General features: G+C 51.1%; 17 protein-coding genes. All 17 read left to right on the top strand.

The window, feature by feature from the left end; genetic code table 11:
• Positions 1 to 57: 57 nt before the first annotated feature.
• The 17 genes from NYE29_RS29980 (at position 58) to NYE29_RS29900 (ending at position 21847) form a co-directional block, all read left to right on the top strand.
• Positions 58 to 1011, top strand: coding sequence for a carbohydrate ABC transporter permease (locus NYE29_RS29980; protein WP_340898740.1), 954 nt, complete (start codon positions 58 to 60; stop codon positions 1009 to 1011).
• Complete coding sequence (locus NYE29_RS29975) at positions 1008 to 1871, top strand: carbohydrate ABC transporter permease (protein WP_076111354.1); 864 nt, start codon at positions 1008 to 1010, stop codon at positions 1869 to 1871. The genes NYE29_RS29980 and NYE29_RS29975 overlap by 4 nt, the downstream gene beginning before the upstream one ends.
• An 85-nt stretch (positions 1872 to 1956) precedes the next feature.
• Positions 1957 to 3681 (top strand): cache domain-containing sensor histidine kinase, encoded by a 1725-nt coding sequence (locus tag NYE29_RS29970; protein WP_340898737.1) that lies wholly within the window; start codon positions 1957 to 1959, stop codon positions 3679 to 3681.
• Positions 3682 to 3719: 38 nt separating this feature from the next.
• Positions 3720 to 5066, top strand: coding sequence for an ABC transporter substrate-binding protein (locus NYE29_RS29965; RefSeq protein ID WP_340898735.1), 1347 nt, complete (start codon positions 3720 to 3722; stop codon positions 5064 to 5066).
• 17 nt (positions 5067 to 5083) lie between these two features.
• Positions 5084 to 6679 (top strand): response regulator, encoded by a 1596-nt coding sequence (locus NYE29_RS29960; protein WP_340898734.1) that lies wholly within the window; start codon positions 5084 to 5086, stop codon positions 6677 to 6679.
• A 225-nt stretch (positions 6680 to 6904) separates the two neighbouring features.
• Positions 6905 to 8092, top strand: a complete 1188-nt coding sequence (locus NYE29_RS29955; protein ID WP_340898733.1) for an MFS transporter — start codon at positions 6905 to 6907, stop codon at positions 8090 to 8092.
• A gap of 133 nt (positions 8093 to 8225) precedes the next feature.
• A complete protein-coding gene (locus tag NYE29_RS29950; protein WP_038590765.1) occupies positions 8226 to 9290 on the top strand; it encodes a fatty acid desaturase in 1065 nt (354 codons plus the stop codon).
• A gap of 163 nt (positions 9291 to 9453) precedes the next feature.
• A complete protein-coding gene (locus tag NYE29_RS29945) occupies positions 9454 to 10590 on the top strand; it encodes a sensor histidine kinase (protein WP_076111382.1) in 1137 nt (378 codons plus the stop codon).
• The gene (locus NYE29_RS29940) at positions 10590 to 11192 is read left to right on the top strand and encodes a response regulator transcription factor (protein WP_076111358.1); all 603 of its coding nucleotides are present in this window, start codon (positions 10590 to 10592) and stop codon (positions 11190 to 11192) included. Before NYE29_RS29945 ends, NYE29_RS29940 begins: the two co-directional genes overlap by 1 nt.
• Positions 11193 to 11443: 251 nt before the next feature.
• The gene (locus NYE29_RS29935) at positions 11444 to 12883 is read left to right on the top strand and encodes an SWIM zinc finger family protein (protein ID WP_340898732.1); all 1440 of its coding nucleotides are present in this window, start codon (positions 11444 to 11446) and stop codon (positions 12881 to 12883) included.
• Positions 12884 to 12934: 51 nt separating this feature from the next.
• A complete protein-coding gene (locus NYE29_RS29930; protein WP_340898731.1) occupies positions 12935 to 14773 on the top strand; it encodes a HEAT repeat domain-containing protein in 1839 nt (612 codons plus the stop codon).
• Positions 14774 to 14796: 23 nt separating this feature from the next.
• Positions 14797 to 15900 carry an AAA family ATPase gene (locus NYE29_RS29925; protein ID WP_340898730.1) on the top strand — a complete coding sequence of 368 codons (1104 nt, stop codon included), beginning with the start codon at positions 14797 to 14799 and terminating at the stop codon, positions 15898 to 15900.
• Positions 15900 to 18242 carry a DUF5682 family protein gene (locus NYE29_RS29920; RefSeq protein ID WP_445322226.1) on the top strand — a complete coding sequence of 781 codons (2343 nt, stop codon included), beginning with the start codon at positions 15900 to 15902 and terminating at the stop codon, positions 18240 to 18242. Before NYE29_RS29925 ends, NYE29_RS29920 begins: the two co-directional genes overlap by 1 nt.
• Entirely contained in the window at positions 18243 to 19454 is a 1212-nt protein-coding gene (locus NYE29_RS29915) for a VWA domain-containing protein (protein ID WP_340898727.1), read from the top strand.
• 164 nt (positions 19455 to 19618) lie between these two features.
• Entirely contained in the window at positions 19619 to 20323 is a 705-nt protein-coding gene (locus NYE29_RS29910; RefSeq protein ID WP_340898726.1) for an alpha/beta hydrolase, read from the top strand.
• 111 nt (positions 20324 to 20434) lie between these two features.
• A complete protein-coding gene (gene asd, locus NYE29_RS29905; protein WP_038590783.1) occupies positions 20435 to 21520 on the top strand; it encodes an aspartate-semialdehyde dehydrogenase in 1086 nt (361 codons plus the stop codon).
• 147 nt (positions 21521 to 21667) lie between these two features.
• Complete coding sequence (locus NYE29_RS29900) at positions 21668 to 21847, top strand: DUF3934 family protein (RefSeq protein WP_038590786.1); 180 nt, start codon at positions 21668 to 21670, stop codon at positions 21845 to 21847.
• Positions 21848 to 21928: the final 81 nt, after the last annotated feature.

Here is a 21928-nt window from a genome sequence, read left to right as displayed (position 1 = left end):
TTAATCATCGATCAAGACTCCTATCGGAGTTTTTGCTATATTCCCTGGAGGTGTGACATGGCTGAACCCGTAATTACGAGTCCACATGCCGAGAGCAAACGCCCTTTTTTAACTGAACAAAGACGGAGCCGCATCACTGCTTATACATTTATTTCTCCGTTCTTTATTCTGTTCTCGATATTTGGACTGTACCCGATCTTCTTTACGTTTTATTTATCTTTCTTTAAGTGGGACGCGCTCAATCCGATGAAATTCGTCGGGATGAAGAACTACGATCTGGTCACAAGCGACCCGACCTTTTGGATTTCCTTCACCAATACGCTGATTATGGGACTGATGGGCACGTTGCCGCAGGTGTTTCTGGCGCTGCTGCTCGCAGTGCTGCTGCATTCAGGAATGACGCGGTTTAAGAAAACCTTCCGTATTCTGTATTTCATGCCCAATATTACGTCGATTGTGGCTGTTACGCTTGTATTCAGCACCTTGTTCGGCAACAACGGGATGATCAACTGGATGCTGAACGGGCTTGGACTGGACAGCATGGCATTCAACTCCGGCTGGTGGGGCGTAAAGATTGCCATCTCCACCATGGTTATGTGGCGCTGGACGGGCTATAACGCGATCATCTTCCTGTCGGGCCTGCAGAGCATACCGATGGATCTGTACGAGTCCGCGCGGATTGACGGTGCGAACAGAAGACAGCAGCTGTTTTCCATCACACTGCCGCTCCTCAAGCCATTCATTATTTTCGTATCCCTCCAATCTACGATTGGTGCGCTGCAGCTCTTCACAGAGCCATATGTATTCTTGGGCCAATCCGGGACCGGATCAACCCGCCAGGAAGGGATTACAATGGTTACTTATTTATACAGCGAAGCATTCCGCAACGGATTCTTCGGTACGGCGGCGGCTACGGCGGTTATGCTGTTCCTCGTCACTATTCTATTCTCCATCCTTAATATGCTGATTACCAGAGGCACAGGCGGAGAGTCTAGGAGGAGAAAAGCGTGAGCACATTGCGAATATTCAGAAAAAAACCGGATGACCTCGGTTTCTTCGGCAAGTTGGGGTTTTATTTCCTGCTCATTCTAGGAGCATTAATCTCTGTCTTTCCGTTCTATTGGATGTTTGTTGTAGGAACCAATGACAAGGGCGCCGTGTTCCATAAGCCACCTTTGTTAACCATCGGTGACCAGTTCTTCGACAACTTCAGCAGAGTGCTGGAACGGTCGGATATCTTCCTGGCACTCGGGAACTCGCTGTTCGTCTCGTCCATGGTCACGATTTCGGTTGTGTTCTTCTGTACCCTGGCGGGCTATGCATTTGCCAAATATGAGTTTCCGCTAAAGAATATGCTATTTGTGTTCGTCATCGCTACGCTGATCGTTCCCCAGCAGCTGGGTGTAATTCCGACTTATGTTATTATGTCCAAACTGCACTGGATCGACAGCTTCAAGGCGCTTATTGTGCCTGCGATGGTCAATGCCTTCGGGATCTTCTGGATGCGCCAGTATATCTCCTCGGCGGTGCCTACCGAACTGATCGAAGCAGGACGGATTGATGGAGGCGGACATTTCCGGATCTTCTGGAAGATTGCTGTTCCTGTTATTACTCCGGCAATGGCTACGCTTGGCATACTTAATTTTATGACGGTATGGAATGACTTCTTCTGGCCGCTCGTCGTCCTGAAGAATAAAGAGCATTTTACCATTCAGATCGCTCTGCAGCAGCTGTTCAGTGCACGTGATGGTCTTGACTACGGGATGATTATGTCAGCAACCTTTACGGCCACACTTCCGCTGCTCGTCGTCTTCCTGTTCTTCAGCCGTTGGGTAATTGCCGGTCTGACCTCAGGCGCAATCAAAAGCTAAACTGGTTTTTAATGTTAAACAAGGAAATAGGGAGTACCGTGAAGAATAATAATGGGCAGAGACAGCAGGAGGAAGGGAAAGGCATATGAAGCTCCGCCGCAAAATCTTGTTCGCTATTATTCTTCTCGTGTTCATTCCCGTGATCGTGATGGGAATTGTTACGTATGCGAATTTTTCCAGTGCCATGGAGAAGAAATCAAGCAATTTTTACTGGATCTCACTTCTGGAGACAGACCGCAAGCTTAAGTTTGCACTTAGCGAAATCTCATACATTACAAATTCGGCTATTATTTCGCCAAAAATTCAGGAAACGCTCAAACAGCCGGATTTTGTACTGACCTACGACATTAAGCAGGATATTAACAACCTGCTGATCAATCATCCGATGATCACTTCTTTCAGTCTTTACGGCAAGGATCGCCTGATCTATCAGTACAATGCCCCTATGCCCTTCAATGAGATGCGCCATCAGAACTGGTACCGCGCGATGGAGGAAGCGGAGGGCCGGCCGGTATGGTCGGGACCCGGAGAGAATGGCTCGGAAGCTACCGGCAATCCGGTACTGGTGCAGTCCAGAATTATCAAGGATTCTTATTCCCTGGAGGATATCGGTTATCTGGTCGTTTACGTTAAACCGGATTTGCTTGACCAAATTTTCTGGGAAGCTGCAACACTGAAGAAAGGGGATATTCTGCTGGTCAACAAGCAGGGGAATATCGTCTTTAACAAATCCGGTGAGCATATCGGGCAGCAAACCCATTTTCCTTTTCTGCAGGAGGGTTACGCCCAGGCTCAGGATTATTACATTGACAATTATCAAGGAGAGAAATCACTGATTACTTTCCTTCCTTCTCATAATTTGGACTGGAATTTGGTGGCCATCACTCCCATGAATCTGATATCCTCGGAATCGGACTCTATTCGCAATCTTGCCATCATTCTATCCACAGTATCGCTGCTGTCCGCCTTTTTGTTTGACCGCTATTTCATCCGAAGGCTTGTGCGCAGCATTAACAGCGCGGTCAACGGTATGAAGCGGGTCAAGCAAGGAATCTTTACTCCGATTACGACACCTTTGCGCTCAGATGATGAAAGCGATCTCTTGATTGACGGCTTTAACCGGATGAGCTCGCAGATCAGCGAACTCATTGAGCAGGTGCAAACGGAGCAGGGCCGCAAAAAGGAAGCGGAAATGCAGGCATTGATGGCGCAGATTAACCCGCATTTTATTTATAATTCACTGGAATCCATCAACTCTATGGCGGTGCTGGCGGGGAACAGGGATATCAGCAAAATGGTCGTTTCTCTCGGCAGGCTGCTGCGGATCAGCATCAGCCAGAATCAGGAGCTGATTCCGCTGCAAATGGAGTTTGAGCATGTCCGCCACTATCTGGATATTCAGAAATTCCGTTTTGAAGACAAATTCTCTTACGCCATTGACTTGCCCGATACCCTCAGAAATGTGATGACCCAGAAGCTGATTGTTCAGCCGATAGTGGAAAACGCGTTATATCATGCCATTGAGCAGATGGAAGAGCATGGGGTGATCACCATCGGTGCACAAGAGACAGGTAAAGATATTATTATCATCGTCAAGGATAATGGTCCGGGCTTCGATCTGGCCACACTGATGAGCCTATGGAATACAGAGCACAGCAATCCGAAAAAGTACAGCGACAGCGGCGTAGGCCTGAAGAATGTGCATGAGCGCCTGAACATCCGTTTCGGCAATCCTTATGGTATCCTCGTTTGTTCGTCCCCTGGATTCGGTTCGACAATCTGTATCCGTATTCCCAAAATCCAGCCATGAAAATAAGCGAAAACGGGATGAAAGAGGGGCGAGGAGCTGTGAAATGGGTGATGAAATGGGGCTGGATACTGCTCTATATCCTGCTTATGGCCGGAGCGGTATTATTTATAAATTTTGGCAACAGGGAGCCGATTGAAGATAACTCTCCGGAGAAGATTACACTGACCTTCCGCCATTTCTGGATAAAGGAGCATGATAAGCCGCTGCTTGCAATATATGAAGAGGTCGTTCAGGAATATCAGAAGGAACATCCCAATGTCAAAGTGAATTTCGAGGGACTCGACCAGACGATTCACCGTGAGCAGAAGCTGAAAAACGAGATGGTCACGGGTACACCGCCGGATATGTTCGTGCTGTTCGGCGGTGCGGAGATTGAGCCGTATGTCCGCTCCAACCGGTTGATGGATCTGACTGATTTTGTGCAGGAGAACGGGCTGAAGAACCAATTCAGTGATCTGCATCTATGGACCTTCAACCAGCATATCTACGGATTGCCGATTGAGGGAAATGCCGAGCCGCTGTATTTCAACAAAACGCTGTTCAGCAAGCTGGGCATCAAAATTCCCGGGACGGTTGCTGAACTGGATGTTGCGATTAAGACGCTAAAGAAAGCAGGGTACATCCCGTTTGCTCTCGGCAATGAAGACCGCTGGCCTGCCGGGATATTCGCCCATTATTTAATGGACCGGTATGCCGGACCGGAGCTGATTCAGAAGCTGGTTACCGGGGAGGATGGGAGTACCTTTGAGAATAATTTGTATTCCCAGGCTTTTCAGCATCTGGAGCAGTGGATTGAGGAGGATGCATTCAGCGCCAAATCCAATGATTTATCGACGGAGAATGCGGTGCGTTTATTTACAAGCGGTAAGGCTGCGATGTATTTGAACGGTAACTGGGATATTAATCTGTTCTCGGGAGACACGGCTCCGGCAGATTTTCAGAATCAGGTAGGAGTGATTCCTTTTCCCGCCCTGAACCAAGGGACAGAACCGTCCATCGCGGGAGGTTATACGATAGGAATCGGTCTCTCCTCCAGCCTGAGCGGAAGTAAGCGGGAAGCGGCGCTGGAGCTGATGAAAGCATTCTATACAAAAGAGATTCAGACACAGATTGTGTATGAGGGATTAAGAATACCTTCGATGCGGATCACCATTGATCCGGATAAGACAGGACCGGTATTTGCTCAGGTAATGGCTATGATGGAGGATAATCACCAGAGCTTTGTTCCGTACGACAACCTGCTGTCTCCAGAAGTGAAGAAGACCTTCCTCAGTGTCATCGAGGAGATGATCGGCGGAGGGATGCAGGCTGACGAGGCGCTCGCGCAGCTGCAATCCGCTTCGGAGCAATACTGGAATCTAATACAAAGTTCTACAGTTCAATAAACCTGGGGGTGCCGGAAATGACTGCATGGCAAGAGAAATACAAAGTGCTGCTAGTGGATGATGAGCCGATTATTCTGCGAAGCTTGAAGGTGGCGATTCCCTGGGATGAGCTGGGACTTGAGATTGCGGGAGAGGCCAGAAATGGTGAAGTGGCGCTGCGGCTGATTGAAGAGAAAGCGCCGCAGATCATCATCAGTGATATACGCATGCCTGTCATCGATGGTATCGCCCTAATGAAAGAGGTGCTGCCCCACAGCTCCAAGCTGATCTTTATTTTTATTAGCGGCTATGGGGAGTTCGAATATGCGCGTGATGCACTGCGGCTCGGGGCATTTGATTATTTGCTGAAGCCGATTGACCATGATGAATTAACGGAGATGCTGACCCGGGCGAAGGTGAAACTGGATAAACAGAAGGAGAACGAGCAGTTGATGCTCTCTGTACAAATGCTGTCGACGCTCGCAAGGGAGCGGATGTTTGCGGAGTTCACGCTCGGTAATTCGCGGCCTTTGCAGCATTTAAAGTGGCTGGAGAACAGCGAGCTGGAGGGCGAATATTTCATGGCTGTCGTCAGGCTTGACGATTATGCGGCCCTTGCTGCAAGATGGAGCGCGGAGGAGAAGCATCTCTGGCTGTTCGCAATCCGCAATATCCTTGAAGAGTGGTCAATGGACAATGGCGCGCTTTCTGTGTTCCCGTTCTACAATGGAGAATGGGTGCTGCTCTTTCCGGGAAGGCTCGGGGAAGGCAAAAGAGAGCTTGGCGAGAAGTTGGTTGCTGATATTAAAAGGTACTCCAAGCTGGCCTGCTCAGTAGGGATTAGCCGCAGCACGCAGGGGATCGATCAATTGAGCACCGTATATCCGCTTGCAGCCAAGGCGCTGTTCCAGCGCTTTTATTCCGGCCAGGCAGGCGTGTTTATTGAAGAGGAGACACCGGATACAGGCGGCAGGGACGTAAAGTATCCGAAGGAGCTTGAGGTTTCGCTGATCGAAAGCATCCGCACGCTGAACATGGAGCGGATGCTGGTGCTGTTCGATGAAATGGCCATCTTTATTGAAGCCCAGGCGCTGTCCAAGGAGCTGGCCGAACGGATCATCATCGAGATGGTTGTTGTGCTGTACAGGCAATTTGAGAACCTGAACATGCAGCCGGACTGGTCGCTGGAGGGGCTGCTTGGCAAACTGCACGGCCTGGGTACCCTGACGGCAATGATTAACGTGCTGAAGCAGGAATTTCGCGAGTGGATGCTGGAGAGCAACAAAGTGATGGCCCGTGAAGATGGACGCAGCGTTGTTGAGAAAGCCAAACGTTATATTGAAGACAATTATCATAAAGATCTCAGTATTGAAGAGCTGTCGGAGGTAGCCGGTTTGAGCATCAGCCATTTCTGCACGTTATTTAAGCAAATATCCGGTTACACCTTTCTTGAATTCGTTACCAACTGCCGGATGGAAAAGGCCAAATATATTTTGCAGAACAGCAATGTAAAGGTCTACCAGGTAGCTCCGCTCGTCGGCTATCAGGACCCCCGTTATTTTACACAGGTGTTCAAGAAAGCGACCGGCAAGACGCCGACAGAGTACCGCGAGGAATATACGAAGCAGGCATAGTAGCTTGGGGGCAATTTCCGGAACACTTGGTAAAGCGCAGCAACGATTTGAATTCTATTTGAGAAGTGCACAGATCTCTCTGTGCGCTTTTTTTTACGTTTACAATAGATAGATTAGATAAATGTCTAATTAAATATAGACAAAATAATAAAACGTCTATATATTAATAAACGAGAGCTCTCGATGTTTATAATTTTATGTTTATTTTTTATGGAGGGGAACCTAGTGTTAGGTAATAAAGTTGTACGAACAATTATTGCATCCAGAGTGTTGCTTCAGCTTGGAGTATGGGTGCGCAATTTCGCGATACTCTTGTATGTGACGGAGATAACGGGCAATGATCCGTTTTACGTATCGCTGATTTCTGTAGCTGAATTTGCACCGATTTTTTTATTTGCTTTGATCGGTGGTACGTTTGCGGACCGGTGGCGTCCGAAGAAAACGATGATTCTAAGCGACGGGTTATCCGCATTATCAGTGTTTGCAGTGCTTCTTGTGGTCTTAACAGGATCATGGAGAGCCTTGCTGCTGGCTACCTTTGTCTCGGCGGTACTGTCACAATTCTCCCAGCCTTCCGCAATGAAGCTGTTTAAGCAGCATGTTCCCGAAGAACAGCTACAGGGTGTGATGGCCGTTTTCCAGTCGCTGACCGCTTTTTTTATGGTGATTGGCCCGATGATCGGTGCTTTTATATATGAACACTATGGTATTGAAACTTCACTTACGATCATGGGAGTCATGTTTATCGGTTCGGCGCTGATTCTGGGGCTGCTGCCTAAGGATGTGCCGGATGAGGCAGCCGGGGAGCGTAAGGGGATTGCCACGGAAATAATAGCAGGACTGCATTATGTGCACTCCAGTGCGATATTGAGAAATCTGGGAATTTCGTTTGCATTTGCCGGGCTGGGAGCAGGGCTTATTCAGCCTCTGGGTGTATTTGTGATGATTGAGAATCTGGGCAAGGACAGCAGCTTCCTGCAATGGATGATGGTGGTTAACGGAGCTGCAATGATGCTGGGCGGGACACTTGTTATAGGAATCGGCAAAAAGGTAAAGCCGCAAATACTGCTGGCAGCAGGGCTGCTCATAAGTGCCGCAGGGACCATCGGTATGGGATCGGCGCATAATGTGCTGCTCGCGATTTTGCTTCAAGCGTTGACTGGCTTTTTTTATCCTTGTGTTCATATCGGAATCAATACACTGATTCTGCAAAATACGGAGACTGCCTATATGGGCCGGGTAGGCGGAATTATGGGACCGATGTTTATGGGATTTATGGTCATCGGTATGTCCATGGCCGGATATCTGAAGGGAACATTCTCGCTGTTCGCTGTTTTCACAGGGAGCGGTGTGCTGCTCTTGATGGGTACGCTGATTTTGCTCCCGCTGCTACGGATTAGAAAGTTAGCTTAATTTGAGGGGAGTATGACATTTGTCATACTCCCTCCTTGATACTTATGACTTACGGGTATGACACTTCCTTCTCTATAATGAAGTTAGATGAATGTGACCGGAACCGGACACATCCGAGGAGGAAACAAACACGATGACTACGAAACAGACATCCCAGCTTTCCAGTTTGAAAAAAAGTGTGGCTCCCTACGAGAAAACAGACCGCAAAACAAGCGTAAGACAGCTTATTAATACACTTGGACCGCTTGTCCTGTTATGGGCGGCTGCATATTTCAGCCTGTCTGTCTCCTACTGGCTTACCCTCCTGTTTGCGATTCCGGCAGCGGGGTTTGTGATCCGGACCTTTATTATTTTTCATGACTGCTGCCACGGTTCGTTCTTCAAAAGCCGTAAAGCCAACGATATCATAGGCACGATCACGGGAGTATTAACCTTGGTGCCTTATCGCCAGTGGAAACACAGTCATTCCATCCATCACGCCGGAAGCAGCAATCTTGAGAAAAGAGGCATTGGCGATATCTGGATTATGACAGTTGAAGAATATGAGGCTGCCAAGCCTTTGAAACGTTTATATTACCGGATTTACCGCAACCCGCTGGTGATGTTTGTAGCTGGACCTATCGTCGTTTTCCTGATCCAATACCGTTTTAATGCCAAAGGGGCAAGACGTAAGGAGCGGATGAATACTTATCTGACTAACATTTTGATCGCAGCGCTTTATAGTGGTTTGATTTTGGCCATCGGCTGGCAGGCATTTCTGCTGGTACAGCTGCCGATCGTATTTGTCTCAGGCTTTCTCGGCATCTGGTTATTTTATGTACAGCATCAGTTCGAGGATTCGTATTTTGAGCATGAGGACGAATGGAGTTATGTAAGTGCCGCCGTAGAAGGCAGCTCTTACTACAAACTGCCGAGACTTTTACAGTGGATCACCGGGAATATCGGGTTTCACCATGTCCATCATTTAAGTCCGAAGGTGCCGAATTATAATCTGGAGCTGGCCCATAATGCCACTCCGCCGCTGCAAAAAGCGACAACGATCACGATTGGCAGCAGCTTGAAGGCCCTTCATTTCCGTCTGTGGGATGAAGAGAATAGAAGATTTGTAGGCTTTAAGGAGATCAAGGCAAGACTGCGGGAGCCGAAGCCGGCTGTGGAAGCGTTAAAGGTACGCAAACCCGGACTTCAAGGCGAATGAGAGCCATCCTTATCTTTTAAATGACACTGTAACAGGAGAGGAAGCCAGAACCGCTGAACGCTGACCGGTGCTGAGCTTTCTCTTTTTTGTTGCGGGTTGCCGGTTGCTGCAAGGTTTATGCTAAAATGGAGGTACAATATTGCTGGCAAAAAGGATGGCTAACATGCAGAAGTGGCACCATATATTCCATAAAAGTACAGGTTTGAGCCCTTATGTATGGGTCATTTTTTACATTCTTCCCTTCTATTTTATCTTCCGTTCGTCCTCAATGGACCGGTGGGTATACGGAATTCTCATGATCATTGTATTTTTTGCCTGTTATGTCCTAGCCTTCAAATCAACGGGCTGGGTGGTCTACTTCTGGACAAGTGTGCAGATTATTGTTTCTATAACGATGACCTTGCTGTTCGGGTATATGTATTTTGCATTGTTCCTGGCTTTTTTTATCGGGAATATCCAGAAGCGGGTCGGATTCTTTACGCTGTATTCAATTCACCTGCTGACCACGATTATCGCCATCAACTATGAACTGATTACACGCAATCCGGTATTCATCTCCCAGCTCCCTTTTGTGCTTGTGAGTATGATTGCGGTGGTCCTGCTGCCTGCTACAACGTATAACCGCAACAATCAGGATAAGCTGGAGGTCCAACTGGAGGATGCTAATAAACGGATCTCTGAACTCGTCATCATGGAGGAACGCCAGCGGATCTCCCGTGATCTGCATGATACACTGGGACAAAAGCTGTCGCTCATCGGACTCAAGAGTGATCTGGCCGGCAAGCTGATCAACAAAAATCCGGCACAGGCTATCGTCGAAATTAACGATGTCCGCCAGACAGCGCGAACAGCGCTCAAAGAAGTCCGTGAAATGATTACACAGATGAGGGGCATCCGGCTTGAAGACGAGCTGGTGCGGATCAAGCAGCTCCTGCAGGCTGCGGAAATTGAGTTCGAGCTGGAAGGCAGTCCCAAGCTGAAGAATACTTCACTAATTACGGAAAATGTGCTGAGCATGTGTATTAAGGAAGCGGTAACGAATGTGGTAAAGCACAGCGGTGCCACGGTCTGCAAAATTCTCATTGAACCCTCGCGCGTAGATTTGGTTGTTAAGATACAGGATAACGGCAAGGGAATTGAGGGGACTTCTCTATTTTATAAGGGCCATGGAATGCAGGGAATTCAAGAGAGGCTGGAATTTGTAAACGGTTTGTTGGACATTGTGAAGGACGGAGGGACAACGATTGTCATTAAAGTACCCACAGTCATCCAGCAGACGGAACGGGAGGCGAATCACTGATGATCAAAATTGTAATTGCTGAAGATCAGCGCATGCTGCTTGGCGCCCTGGCTTCATTGCTCGATCTGGAAGAGGATATGAAAGTGGTGGGCCGGGCAGCTAATGGTGAAGAGGCTGTAAAGCTGGTCCAGCAGCTCAAACCGGATATCTGCATCATGGATATCGAAATGCCGGCAATGACCGGACTTGAGGCGGCGGAGGCGCTGAAGCAATCCGGCTGCAAAATCATGATTCTGACCACCTTTGCCCGGGCCGGATATTTCGAGCGCGCCGTTAAATCTGGCGTAAATGCCTATTTGCTGAAAGACAGCCCCAGTGAAGAGCTGGCTCTCTCGATCCGCAGCGTTATGGCTGGCAAACGGATGTATGCGCCGGAGCTTATGGACGAAGCTTACAGCAATGAGGCCAATCCTCTGACCCAACGGGAGAAGGAAGTACTGGGACTGATTGCCGACGGCAAAAATACGAAGGAAATCGCGAGCCAGCTGTACATTACGACCGGTACGGTCCGCAATTATATTTCGGTTATTCTCGACAAGCTCGATGTGGGCAACCGGATTGAAGCGATTACTAGGTTCAAGGAAAAAGGCTGGTTCAAATGAGGATCACTGGGGGACTTTCGGAGTCACCCTATTTTTTTGCTCATTTCCCGGGATTTCATCTGCAGAGGTAGGACGATTTTACTATTTTTGCCACGGATGAGGGGTTGCCATTGGAACAGCAAACCATTTTTGTTAAGATAAATGCAAACATGTGATCTTATCCGTGTTAATTGGTTAATAGAAGATATATCCAATTGTTTGCTTGATATCTTTCGATTTATTATGCTATCTCATTTGGGGAGGAAACTGATTTGCCTGAACTGACATCATCGTATGTAGATTCGCTCGCACCCAACGCCGCTGCCATGAAGAATGGTCAGGGGCTGGTGAAGAAGAAAAGCTTCGTGCAGTTGAACCGTTCGGAGAACGGGGAATTGCTGTTCGGGCAGTGCTCGGGAAGCGGCAAAACGCCTTATGAGTGCTCTGCGGACTTCGTTGTACCGGATAAGCCGGTGTTCCGCTGTACCTGCCCCAGCCGGCAGTTCCCCTGCAAGCATGCGCTGGGCCTGCTGTATGCCTATGCCGAGGGTCAGCCTTTCACAATAGCTGATGTACCCGAGGACATCTCTGCCAAACGCGAGAAGGCCGAGAAACGTGAAGAGAACAAGGTGAAGCAAGCTGCCGAAGGCGGGGAAGCTAAGCCTAAGAAAGTTAATAAATCTGCGCTGAAGAAAAAGATCAACGCTCAGCTTGAAGGGCTTGATCTGCTGGAGAAGCTGGTCCTGTCGCTTATCCGCAGCGGATTGTCGACCATTGACAGCAAAACGCTGAAGACGATTAAAGAACATGTGAAGCAGCTTGGCAATTATTATTTGTCAGGAGCACAGATTGAACTGCGCCGGTTCGCGCTGCTGCTGGATGAAGGCCGTGACCGTGAAGAGAGTTATACATATGCGATGGAGCAGTTGACACGGCTTCATGCTTTTATTAAGAAAGGCCGGGCTTATCTGACCGCGAGGAGTGAGGACCCCGAGCTTGCCCTGGATCATGAATCTACTATTGATGAATGGCTTGGACATGCCTGGCAGTTGTCTGAACTGAAGGAATACGGACTGGTGAAGGAAGAGGTCGAGCTTCTGCAATTAGCCTTCTACAGCTACGATGATCTTGCCCGTCAGGAATATGTCGACCTTGGCTACTGGCTGGAAACGAACAGCGGAGAGATTCACCGGACGGTATATTATCGCCCTTACAAGGCAGCCAAACTGATGCGGGAAGAAGACAGCTTCTTTGAAGTTGGCCGGATTCCCTTGCTCTACAAATACCCCGGAGAGATGAATGCCCGGGTCCGATATGAAGAAATAACAGCGAGACCTGTTACTGAGGCTGACTTGCATCAGGTCTACAGCAAGGCTCACCGCTCTTACGCGGAGGTGCTCAAGCAAGTGAAAAATCAGCTCAAGAATCCGCTGAGTGATAAATCGCCTGTGCTGCTTCTGCATGCAGCAAGTCTTGGGATAACCGAAAGCGGCCAGTATGTCATCACAGATGAGTCCGGCAGCAGACTGGTGCTGGAGGATATCCCTTCGCTGCCTCAGGGAACGGTGGATTTACTGCCGTTTCTGCCAGCTTCCTTGCTGACGGACTGTGCCATACTTGTGATGTTCGAGCATCATTTGGATTCGGGTCGGCTGACTGCCCAACCGCTGACGATAATCAAGGATGAGGCGGTAACCCGGCTCTTGTACTGACCAATCATTGAGATCATAAACATGATTTATATACCTATAGGGGGACAGCCCATGAGTACAGCATTATTGCAAGAGCTTCACCAAGAGGTGAGAAGACTTTATATTGCCGGAAGTGATCTGGCAGCCGGAGATTTCCGGCTGAAGCGTCTGCTTCCGCAGTTTCAGCAACTCGGTGAGCGTGCTCCAGTCTTCAAGAGGCTGGGTGAGGGTATAACGGCTCTGATAGAGCCCGGCAGTACAGCGGAACCTGTATCCGCTGCAAAGCTGCAGGAGCTGACGCTGCTGCTGGAATCGGTGCTCTACACCCAGGGGGTTACGGCACCCGACGGAACTCCGGGTCCTTTGCGGGCCTTTTATTTCCCGGCGGAGACCCGGCTGCCTTACCGCAAGCTGGCCGCTGTGAGACAGGCACTGACCACGACGGGAAGCGGCAGATATGAGATCGTAATCGAAGCTTTTAAGGAAGGTGTATTTCAGGATATGCGCCTGCTTCCGCTGGCTATTGCCGCTTTGAAAGATCCTTATGCGGAGCTTGCGGAGTTTGCGGCGGCAGAGATACTTCCGTCTTACGGCCCGGCTATCGCCGAATATTTGATGGAGCACTTTAATCCGGCCGGCGGCAGAGGTGAGGTCCGCAAGCTGCAGGTGATTGGCAAAGTGGGGGGAGCCGGCGTGCTCGAACAGATCTACGCAGCCGCAGAGAGCGGCAGCGATGATGTCCGGGTGGCGGCGATCGGATGTCTTGCCGGGCATGAGGCCTATATCCCGGCACTGCTGGAATGGACGGCGGACAAGAAGAAGACCATCCGGGAAGCTGCGTTTGCCGCTTTGGCAGCAGGCGGTTCCCTGCAGGGCGGGGAACGTCTGCTGGAAGCATTTTCGCTGAAGAAGGACCGGGCGCTGGTCGCGGAGGCGCTCTCCAAGTGGCCTTCGGCGCGGGTTACAGACCAGCTGTCGGTTCGATTTATGGAGGAGCTGCGTGATGCTCCCCGGGACAACGAGGACAAGAAGAAGTCGGAAACATACTGGAATGGAATCGAACCCTACCTAACTGCTCTCCATAGCGAGCGGAATCCGCAGCTCGATGAAGCATACAGCTATGTGATTGGAGAATACACCCGTTTTATCTCGTTTGGCTGGCTGCCGCTTATCGATCAGGCGGCCTGGTACACTGAAAAGTCGGTTACCGCGGAATCACTGGAGCTGCTGAAGGGGCTGGCGAAACAAAACATGCGCTATCTGCCGAATGTTTTCCGTGCGGCTCAGCAGCAGTTGAACCCGGAGGAATTGTACAACCAGTTCGGCGGTACGATGATGAACAAGTTGAAATCAATCGTCTCGAAGGAGGCGGCGCAGCGTGACCAGCAGCTTCTGGAAACGCTGGAGCGGCAGATTATGAATGTGGAACGGGTGGCTTACGAATCACCTTGGAGTTCTTCCAGAGACAGGCTCCAATACTCGAGAGAGATGTTGCCTGCGGAGAGAATTGCCGCAGAGTGGGACCCGCGCTGGCTGGACTGGTTCATTGACCGTGACGCACTGGAGCTGGTATGCGCCTTTGCACAGCCGGGGCATGAGCGTGCCCGCAGCTACCTCCTGGAGAAGCTCCAGGGGCAGAAGAAACGCAGAATGCAAGAATTTATCACGAATATCTTTATTGGTCTGGAGCGTACGGATATGCAAGAGGAGGAGCGCCAGGAGCTCCTAATGTCTGTGCTGGAGAATGATCGGCTTTATAATCCTTATATCTTTGATTATTTCGTGTTCCAAATGATGCTTCGTTTTCCGGTCAGCTATATCAGCCGTATTGAAGCTATTGTTCCGGTATACAGATACGAATGCGCACAGCAGCTTGAGTATTTGCTTAACCATTTGCGGAGCCAAGAGTAAAGTCATTAGAGGGAGATGAGTATATGTTAACGGGACAAGAGCAGCTTCAGGATTACATGCGGCTGCCTGCGGAGGTATTATATCGTGAGGAGCTGGAAGCGCTGCGCAAGGAGGACAAAGGGAAGATTCCTGCCGGCTGGCAGATGTCTCCCCGGGCGGTGCTGACCTTCATAACTGGCGGCAAAGCCGGGAAAACGATCATTACACCGAAATATATCGGCAACTCAAGGTTGATTGAAATGGCGGTTGCCACCCTGGTCACTGACCGGGCGCTGCTTCTAATCGGTGAGCCGGGAACAGCCAAATCCTGGCTGTCTGAGAATCTGGCGGCGGCGATCTACGGTAACTCGGGGCTTGTTGTGCAAGGGACCGCCGGAACCAGTGAAGAGCATGTGCGTTATTCCTGGAATTATGCGATGCTCCTGGCGAACGGTCCTACTCCGGAAGCGCTGGTCAAGAGTCCGATCATGCGCGCCATGGAGGACGGCGGAATCGCCCGGTTCGAGGAGATCTCCCGCTGTGCTTCCGAGGTGCAGGATGCGCTGATCTCCATTCTGTCGGAGAAGACGATCTCTGTGCCGGAACTGGGCAAGGAGGCGGGGGCCCGCAAGGGCTTCTCTATTATTGCCACAGCCAACACGCGGGACCGCGGAGTCAACGAAATGTCCGCCGCACTCAAACGGCGGTTCAATATTATTGTGCTGCCGGCGCCTTCCGATCTTGAGACGGAGCTGGCCATCGTGAAGAAGCGGGTTGCGGAAATTGCTTCTTCGTATGAGCTGCAAGCTTCCGTTCCGGCGGATGAGGCGCTCCTGAAGGTGGTTACCATCTTCCGGGAGCTGCGCAGCGGAATGACGTTAGACAAGAAGGAGAAGGTGAAGTCACCGGCTGGGGTTATCTCTACGGCAGAAGCCATTTCTCTGCTGACCAACAGTATGGCGCTGGCGGCAAGCTTCGGCAGCGGCGAGCTGACTGACGATGATCTGGCCGCCGGACTTCAGGGAGCGATTGTCAAGGATGATGACAAGGATAAACTGGTCTGGAAGGAATACCTGGACAATGTGATGAAGAAAAAAGGAGCAGAGTGGCGCGGCCTGTACCAGGCATGTAAGGAGATGAACGAGTGATTAAGGCTGCTGAAGCTGGAGTGCATATTTTCGGGGTGCGGCATCTGTCACCGGGCGGCGCAAAGCATCTGCTGGAATACCTGGATCAGCTTCAGCCGACAGCGGTGCTGATCGAAGGGCCTAGCGATGCTTCCGAGGAAATCCGCCATCTGACTCATAAAGTTACGAAACCTCCGGTGGCAATTTTGGCCTTTACTGATGAGCTGCCGGTGCGTACCGTTCTCTGGCCTTTTGCCGTCTATTCTCCGGAATATCAGGGCATGAAGTGGGCTAAGGAGAATGGAGCGGAGGCGTTATTTATTGATTTGCCTTCTTCGGTAACGCTGGGCTTGCAGGATATGAAGAGACAGCAGCGGGGCAGCGGGCAGGAAGCTAAGCCCGCTGCTGTTGAAGCCGAAGAACCTTCTGCAGCAGAAATGCAGGACGAAGAATCGCTCTACAGCCGGATTGCCCGGCTGGCAGGCGAGTATGATTATGACATGTACTGGGAGCGGAATTACGAGCATAATGCGAATGCCGGGGCATACCGTGCAGCGGTCCTATCCTTCTCCGCACAAATGCGTGAACTGGCGGAAGAGAAGGAGCTGCGGGAGCAGCCGTCCGAATATGCCTACAATGCGCTGCGTGAGTCTTATATGAGGCGGCAGATCAAGAAGATGATTGCCGCCGGACATGAGCCGCAGAAGATCGTCGTCATCTGTGGTGCCTACCATGCTTCGGCTCTGGCCGATCTTACGGAGAGCATGAGTGATGAAGAACTGGCTGCGCTGCCTTCACGCAGCACGAAGCTGACGCTGATGCCTTATTCGTATTACAAGCTGTCCACGATGTCCGGCTATGGCGCGGGGAACGGGGCTCCCCATTATTTCCAAATGATGTGGGAAGCCATGGCGGCCGGGCGGCCGGAGGAACTGCCGCATCTGTACCTGTCTTCGGTGGCGCGCCGTGTACGCGGCTCCGGCACACACCGCTCAACCGCAGAGGTTATTGAAGCGGTCCGGCTGGCAGAGTCGCTGGCGTCGCTGCACGGCGGCAGTGCACCCACGCTGCGGGATCTGCGCGATGCCGCACAGACGCTTCTCGGCCACGGAGAGCTGTCGGTTGTGGCCGAAGCTCTGGCCAGAGTAGACGTTGGCACAGCCATTGGCAGCCTTGCCGAAGGGGTCAGTCAGACTCCGATTCAGGATGATCTGAACAGGCTGCTCAAACGTTATAAACTGGAGAAATACAAATCGACGGTAGCCAGTGAACTGTCCCTTGATCTCAGGGAGAACCGCAGGGTGTCAAGCGTTGAGGCGGCCTATCTGGACCTGCACCGTTCTGTGCTGTTCCACCGGCTCACTCTGCTCGGAATTTCATTTGCCAAGAACCGGCCAAGCGGTCAGGAGGGAGCTACCTGGGCTGAGCACTGGGTGATCCAGTGGTCGCCGGAGGTGGAGATACAGGTTGTAGAATCCACCCTGCTGGGAGAAACGGTGGAAGTGGCCGGAGCCTATGTGCTGCGTGAACGGCTGCAGGAATGCCGCTCTATCGCCGAAGCTTCGGCACTCATCCGGATTGCCTGCCAATGCGGCATGACTGCCCAGATGGAGGAGGCCAGCAGAGTACTGCAGAATCTGGCTGCCCTCAGCCGGGATGTAGTCGGCATCGCAGCGGCCGCCAGCGAGCTGTCGACGATTATCAGCTTTGGCGATATCCGCAAGGTGGATACCGCACCGCTGGTACCGCTGATGGAGGAGTTGTTCCGGCGCGGCTGCCTGTTCCTGCTGGATGCCAGCGGCTGCAACGACGAAGCGGCCGGCAGTATGCTGACTGCCATCAATGAGCTGAACGGGATTTCACTTGAGCATGGCGAAACGCTGGATGAAGGTTTATGGCTGCAGGAGCTGCAGCAGCTAGCAGAGCGGGATGACCGCAATCCGCGGCTGTCAGGCTTCGCCTGCGCCATTCTGATGGAGCGGGCTGCAATTTCTGCGGAGGAAGTTGCAGCGGAAGTATCGCGCAGATTATCTCCGGGGATACCGGCCGATCTTGGAGCCGGCTGGTTTGAAGGGCTCTCCATGCGCAACCGGTACGGACTGCTGTCGCGCATGAGCCTGTGGGAACAGCTGAACAACTATATCAATGCTCTTGCGGATGATGAATTCAAGCGTGCACTCGTTTTTCTGCGCCGGGCATTCAGCACCTTCTCTCCAAGGGAGAAAACGATGATTTCCGAGCTGCTGGGCGAGCTGTGGGGTGTGAATGTGGAGCAGGCCGCAGAGATTCTCACCGGGGAGCTGAAGGAGGAAGAGGCCAAAATGCTGGATGAGCTAAATGATTTTGACTTCGGTGACTTTTAGATGACGGCGGAGAACAGGCAGGAGAATACGGTATCCCGCTGGCGGCTGATTCTGGGTCAGGAAGCGGAAGAAGCGTTATCAGGTTATAGCGAAGGCGGCGGGCTTGCGCTGACAGAAGAGGAATTGATTATGGATGCAGCGCTTGCCGCCATCTATGATGAGACCGGTGCCGGCAGCAGCTCCGGGAATGCCGGCACCGCCAAGGGCAAAGGTGCCGGAACGGGGCGGAGCGCGGTCCACCTCTCGAAATGGCTCGGGGATGTGCGCAATTTTTTCCCGGAAGATGTAGTTTCGATTATTCAGAGCGATGCGATGGAGCGTAAGGGCTGGAAGCAGCTGCTGTTCGAGCCGGAGCTGCTGGCTGCCGTGAAGCCGGATATCAAGCTTATTGGTACCCTTTTATCGCTAAAGGGCAAGATCCCGGAAAAGACCAAAGACACAGCAAGAATGCTGGTTCAGGCACTGGTCGACGAACTGGTCAAGCTGCTGGAGACGGATATCCGCCGGGCAGTGACAGGGGCTTTGAATAAGCGGCAGCACTCTCCTCTGCCATCGCTCAGCGGGCTGGACTGGAAGCTGACAATACAGCGGAACCTGAAACATTATGACTCGGAACGGCGGATCATTATTCCCGAGCGGTTTTATTATTTTGACCGGGCGCGCCGCAGCAAAGAGTGGACGGTAATTGTTGACATTGACCAGAGCGGTTCCATGGCCGACTCCATTATCTGGGCTTCGGTCATCGGCTCGATCTTCGCCAGCATCCCGGCGCTTAACACCCGTGTAGTAGCTTTTGATACAGAGGTTGTCGATCTTACCGAACAATGCGCCAATGATCCCGTAGACATGCTGTTCGGCATTCAGCTGGGCGGCGGCACGGATATCCATAAATCGGTGAAGTACTGTGAGCAGTTCATTGAAGAGCCTAAGAAGACACTCTTTATCATCGTCTCGGATCTCTATGAGAACGGCAATCAGGCCGGGCTGGTGCGGCGGATGCGCGAGCTGCGCGAGGCGGGAGTCCGGACGATGACCCTGCTGGCTCTGTCGGATGAAGGGAAACCTTCCTATGATGAACGTCTGGCGGCGCAGCTGTCGCGGGATGGAACCCCGTGTTTTGCCTGCACACCTACGCTGCTGCCGGCACTGGTCGAAGGGGCACTGAAAGGACAGGATTTGGGCGAGCTGGCCAAACGTCTGGGAGCTTCATAAGCTTACGACGGTTTGCGAGGCGACTGTTAGTTGAAACATAAGTCAATATCAGCGTACCCAGAGGGTGATGAAACTGTTCAAATTCCGGATTAAAGAACTCGTGTATACAAGTAGTGCGGAGTATGGAAAGCTGAAAATGTATGTGTTTGAACCTCCGGCGTGTGATGAGCTGCGTCCAGCCATTTTGTTTTTTTCATGGCGCAGGGTTCTCAGCGGGTAAAGCAAGGCTGGAACAGTTTCAGCATCACGCACATTATTTTTCCGCACTCGGTTTTGTTTCGATCTGCGTGGAATACCGTCCAAGGCACATTGATGGTTTGTTCTCACCTGTTACGGGCATTAAGCATGCCAAAACAGCGGTAAGGCAGGTTAGAGCACAGTCTGCACTACTCGGGATCGATCCATGCCGTATTGTCGTTGCAGGCGCTTCTGCCGGAGGTTACCTGGCCCTTTGCACGGCGATGATTGAAACAGTTACTGATCTTCCCGATGATCTGTCTGGTGATCTGTCAGTTAGTAGTGTTCCAGATGTGCTCATTATCTTCAACGGTGGGGTGGACACAGCAGTACTCATTGAAATGTTTCCGGAACTTTCGGTTGACCTCGCTGGCGCATCTCCTAAAGATCATGTGAGAGGGTTTTTGCCTCCAAGTCTTTTCTTTCATGGGACACAGGACGAGAATATTCCTTATGCAACCGTGGAGGAATTCGTAGATGCCATGTGGAAATCCGGCAATGACTCGCGTCTGGTTCGATTTGAAGGGCTAGGTCATGGATTTTTTAATTATGGTAATTATGATAATATTCCGTACCAGCGGACTCTTCAGGAGATCGTGAAATTCCTGGATGAATTGGGCTATATTTATTAAAGGAAATACTTACTTTTCGTTCACATATTGTGTAAGCTGCGTATATCATTTATAATCGGTTATTAAAAAGCACCTATCAATAGGAGCTGCTTGAAAGGAAATGAATTTCTTATGTCAAGTAAGTTAAGAGCGGGTATCGTCGGCGGTACCGGTATGGTGGGTCAACGGTTTATTGCACTTCTTGAGAATCATCCCTGGTTTCAGGTGACAGCTATTGCCGCCAGTGCGAATTCGGCAGGCAAAACGTATGAACAATCGGTCAAAGGCAGATGGAAGCTGTCTACACCTATGCCTGAAGCAGTGAAGAGCATCATGGTACAGGATGCTTCCAAGGTAGAGGAAGTGGCTGCGGATGTGGATTTGATCTTCTGCGCTGTGGATATGAAGAAGGAAGAGATCAAGGCGCTGGAAGAAGCTTATGCACGTACCGGCACGCCGGTAATCTCCAACAACTCTGCGCACCGCTGGACTCCGGATGTTCCAATGGTGGTACCGGAAATCAACCCGGAGCATCTTGAGGTCATTGCACAGCAGCGCAAACGTCTGGGTACGGAAACTGGGTTCATCGCTGTGAAACCGAACTGTTCGATCCAGAGCTACGTGGGGATGCTGCATGCACTGAACGAGTTCAAGCCTTCGAAGGTTGTCGTGACAACTTATCAGGCAATTTCCGGCGCCGGCAAAACGTTTGTTGATTGGCCGGAGATGGTGGATAACGTGATTCCGTTCATCGGCGGCGAAGAAGAGAAGAGCGAGCAGGAGCCGCTGCGGATCTGGGGAACGGTTACGGACGGAGGGATTGTCAAGAGCGAACAGCCGGTGATCACTTCACAATGTATCCGTGTGCCTGTCGCTGACGGCCATATGGCTGCAGTATTTGCTTCCTTTGAGCAGAAGCCGTCCAAGGAAGAAATTCTTGAACGCTGGAATAGCTACAAAGGACGTCCGCAGGAACTGGAACTGCCAAGTGCGCCAAAACAATTTATCACCTATTTCGAAGAAGAAAACCGTCCTCAGACTCAGCTCGACAGAGATATCGAGAACGGCATGGGCATTTCTGCCGGCAGACTCCGCGAGGATTCGCTGTACGACTATAAATTCGTCGGCCTGTCTCACAACACTGTGAGAGGCGCTGCCGGAGGAGCCGTACTGATTGCCGAGCTGCTGAAGGCTGAAGGTTATATTCAGCCGAAATAAATCGCCTGAACAACTGGATTTCTTCCGCTGAATAACAACCCGCCGGACTCGTACCGGCGGGTTGTTTGTGTATTTTCCTGACACATTGCCTATAGTAATGGTAAGATAGAGAAATGCAAGGCGAAAACTGAATACTGACGGAGTGATATTGTGGCAAAAAGCAAAGGCGGCGGCACAGGCAGAGGAACAGGCAGCAAGGGCTGGACGCGCTGGAACAAAACGGCAAAGCCGGTGAAACCGAAAGGCGTAGCTCCCGGTAGCCAAGGAAGTAAAGGGAATGCTGCTGCCAAGAGCAGCGGGGGAACTCCATCCGGTCGCAGCAAATAGCAGAGCGTAGTGCTCATAGATTATGTGAACTGAAGCATCTGATTTTGTACGCTGAAATCAGATGTTTTTCATTTTCGGGAC

This window comes from Paenibacillus sp. FSL M7-1046 (assembly GCF_038007405.1).
In the GTDB taxonomy this organism is placed as follows: Bacteria; Bacillota; Bacilli; order Paenibacillales; family Paenibacillaceae; genus Paenibacillus_AQ.
This window is presented reverse-complemented; position numbering and strand designations above follow the sequence as displayed.

What these genes read in the sequence shown, in the direction of transcription:
- NYE29_RS29980 (WP_340898740.1), top strand. Translation starts at nt 58, where the DNA reads ATGGCTGAACCCGTAATTACGAGTCCACATGCCGAGAGCAAACGCCCT.
- NYE29_RS29970 (WP_340898737.1), top strand. Translation starts at nt 1,957, where the DNA reads ATGAAGCTCCGCCGCAAAATCTTGTTCGCTATTATTCTTCTCGTGTTC.
- NYE29_RS29960 (WP_340898734.1), top strand. Translation starts at nt 5,084, where the DNA reads ATGACTGCATGGCAAGAGAAATACAAAGTGCTGCTAGTGGATGATGAG.
- NYE29_RS29950 (WP_038590765.1), top strand. Translation starts at nt 8,226, where the DNA reads ATGACTACGAAACAGACATCCCAGCTTTCCAGTTTGAAAAAAAGTGTG.
- NYE29_RS29945 (WP_076111382.1), top strand. Translation starts at nt 9,454, where the DNA reads ATGCAGAAGTGGCACCATATATTCCATAAAAGTACAGGTTTGAGCCCT.
- NYE29_RS29940 (WP_076111358.1), top strand. Translation starts at nt 10,590, where the DNA reads ATGATCAAAATTGTAATTGCTGAAGATCAGCGCATGCTGCTTGGCGCC.
- NYE29_RS29930 (WP_340898731.1), top strand. Translation starts at nt 12,935, where the DNA reads ATGAGTACAGCATTATTGCAAGAGCTTCACCAAGAGGTGAGAAGACTT.
- NYE29_RS29925 (WP_340898730.1), top strand. Translation starts at nt 14,797, where the DNA reads ATGTTAACGGGACAAGAGCAGCTTCAGGATTACATGCGGCTGCCTGCG.
- NYE29_RS29915 (WP_340898727.1), top strand. Translation starts at nt 18,243, where the DNA reads ATGACGGCGGAGAACAGGCAGGAGAATACGGTATCCCGCTGGCGGCTG.
- NYE29_RS29910 (WP_340898726.1), top strand. Translation starts at nt 19,619, where the DNA reads ATGAGCTGCGTCCAGCCATTTTGTTTTTTTCATGGCGCAGGGTTCTCA.
- asd (WP_038590783.1), top strand. Translation starts at nt 20,435, where the DNA reads ATGTCAAGTAAGTTAAGAGCGGGTATCGTCGGCGGTACCGGTATGGTG.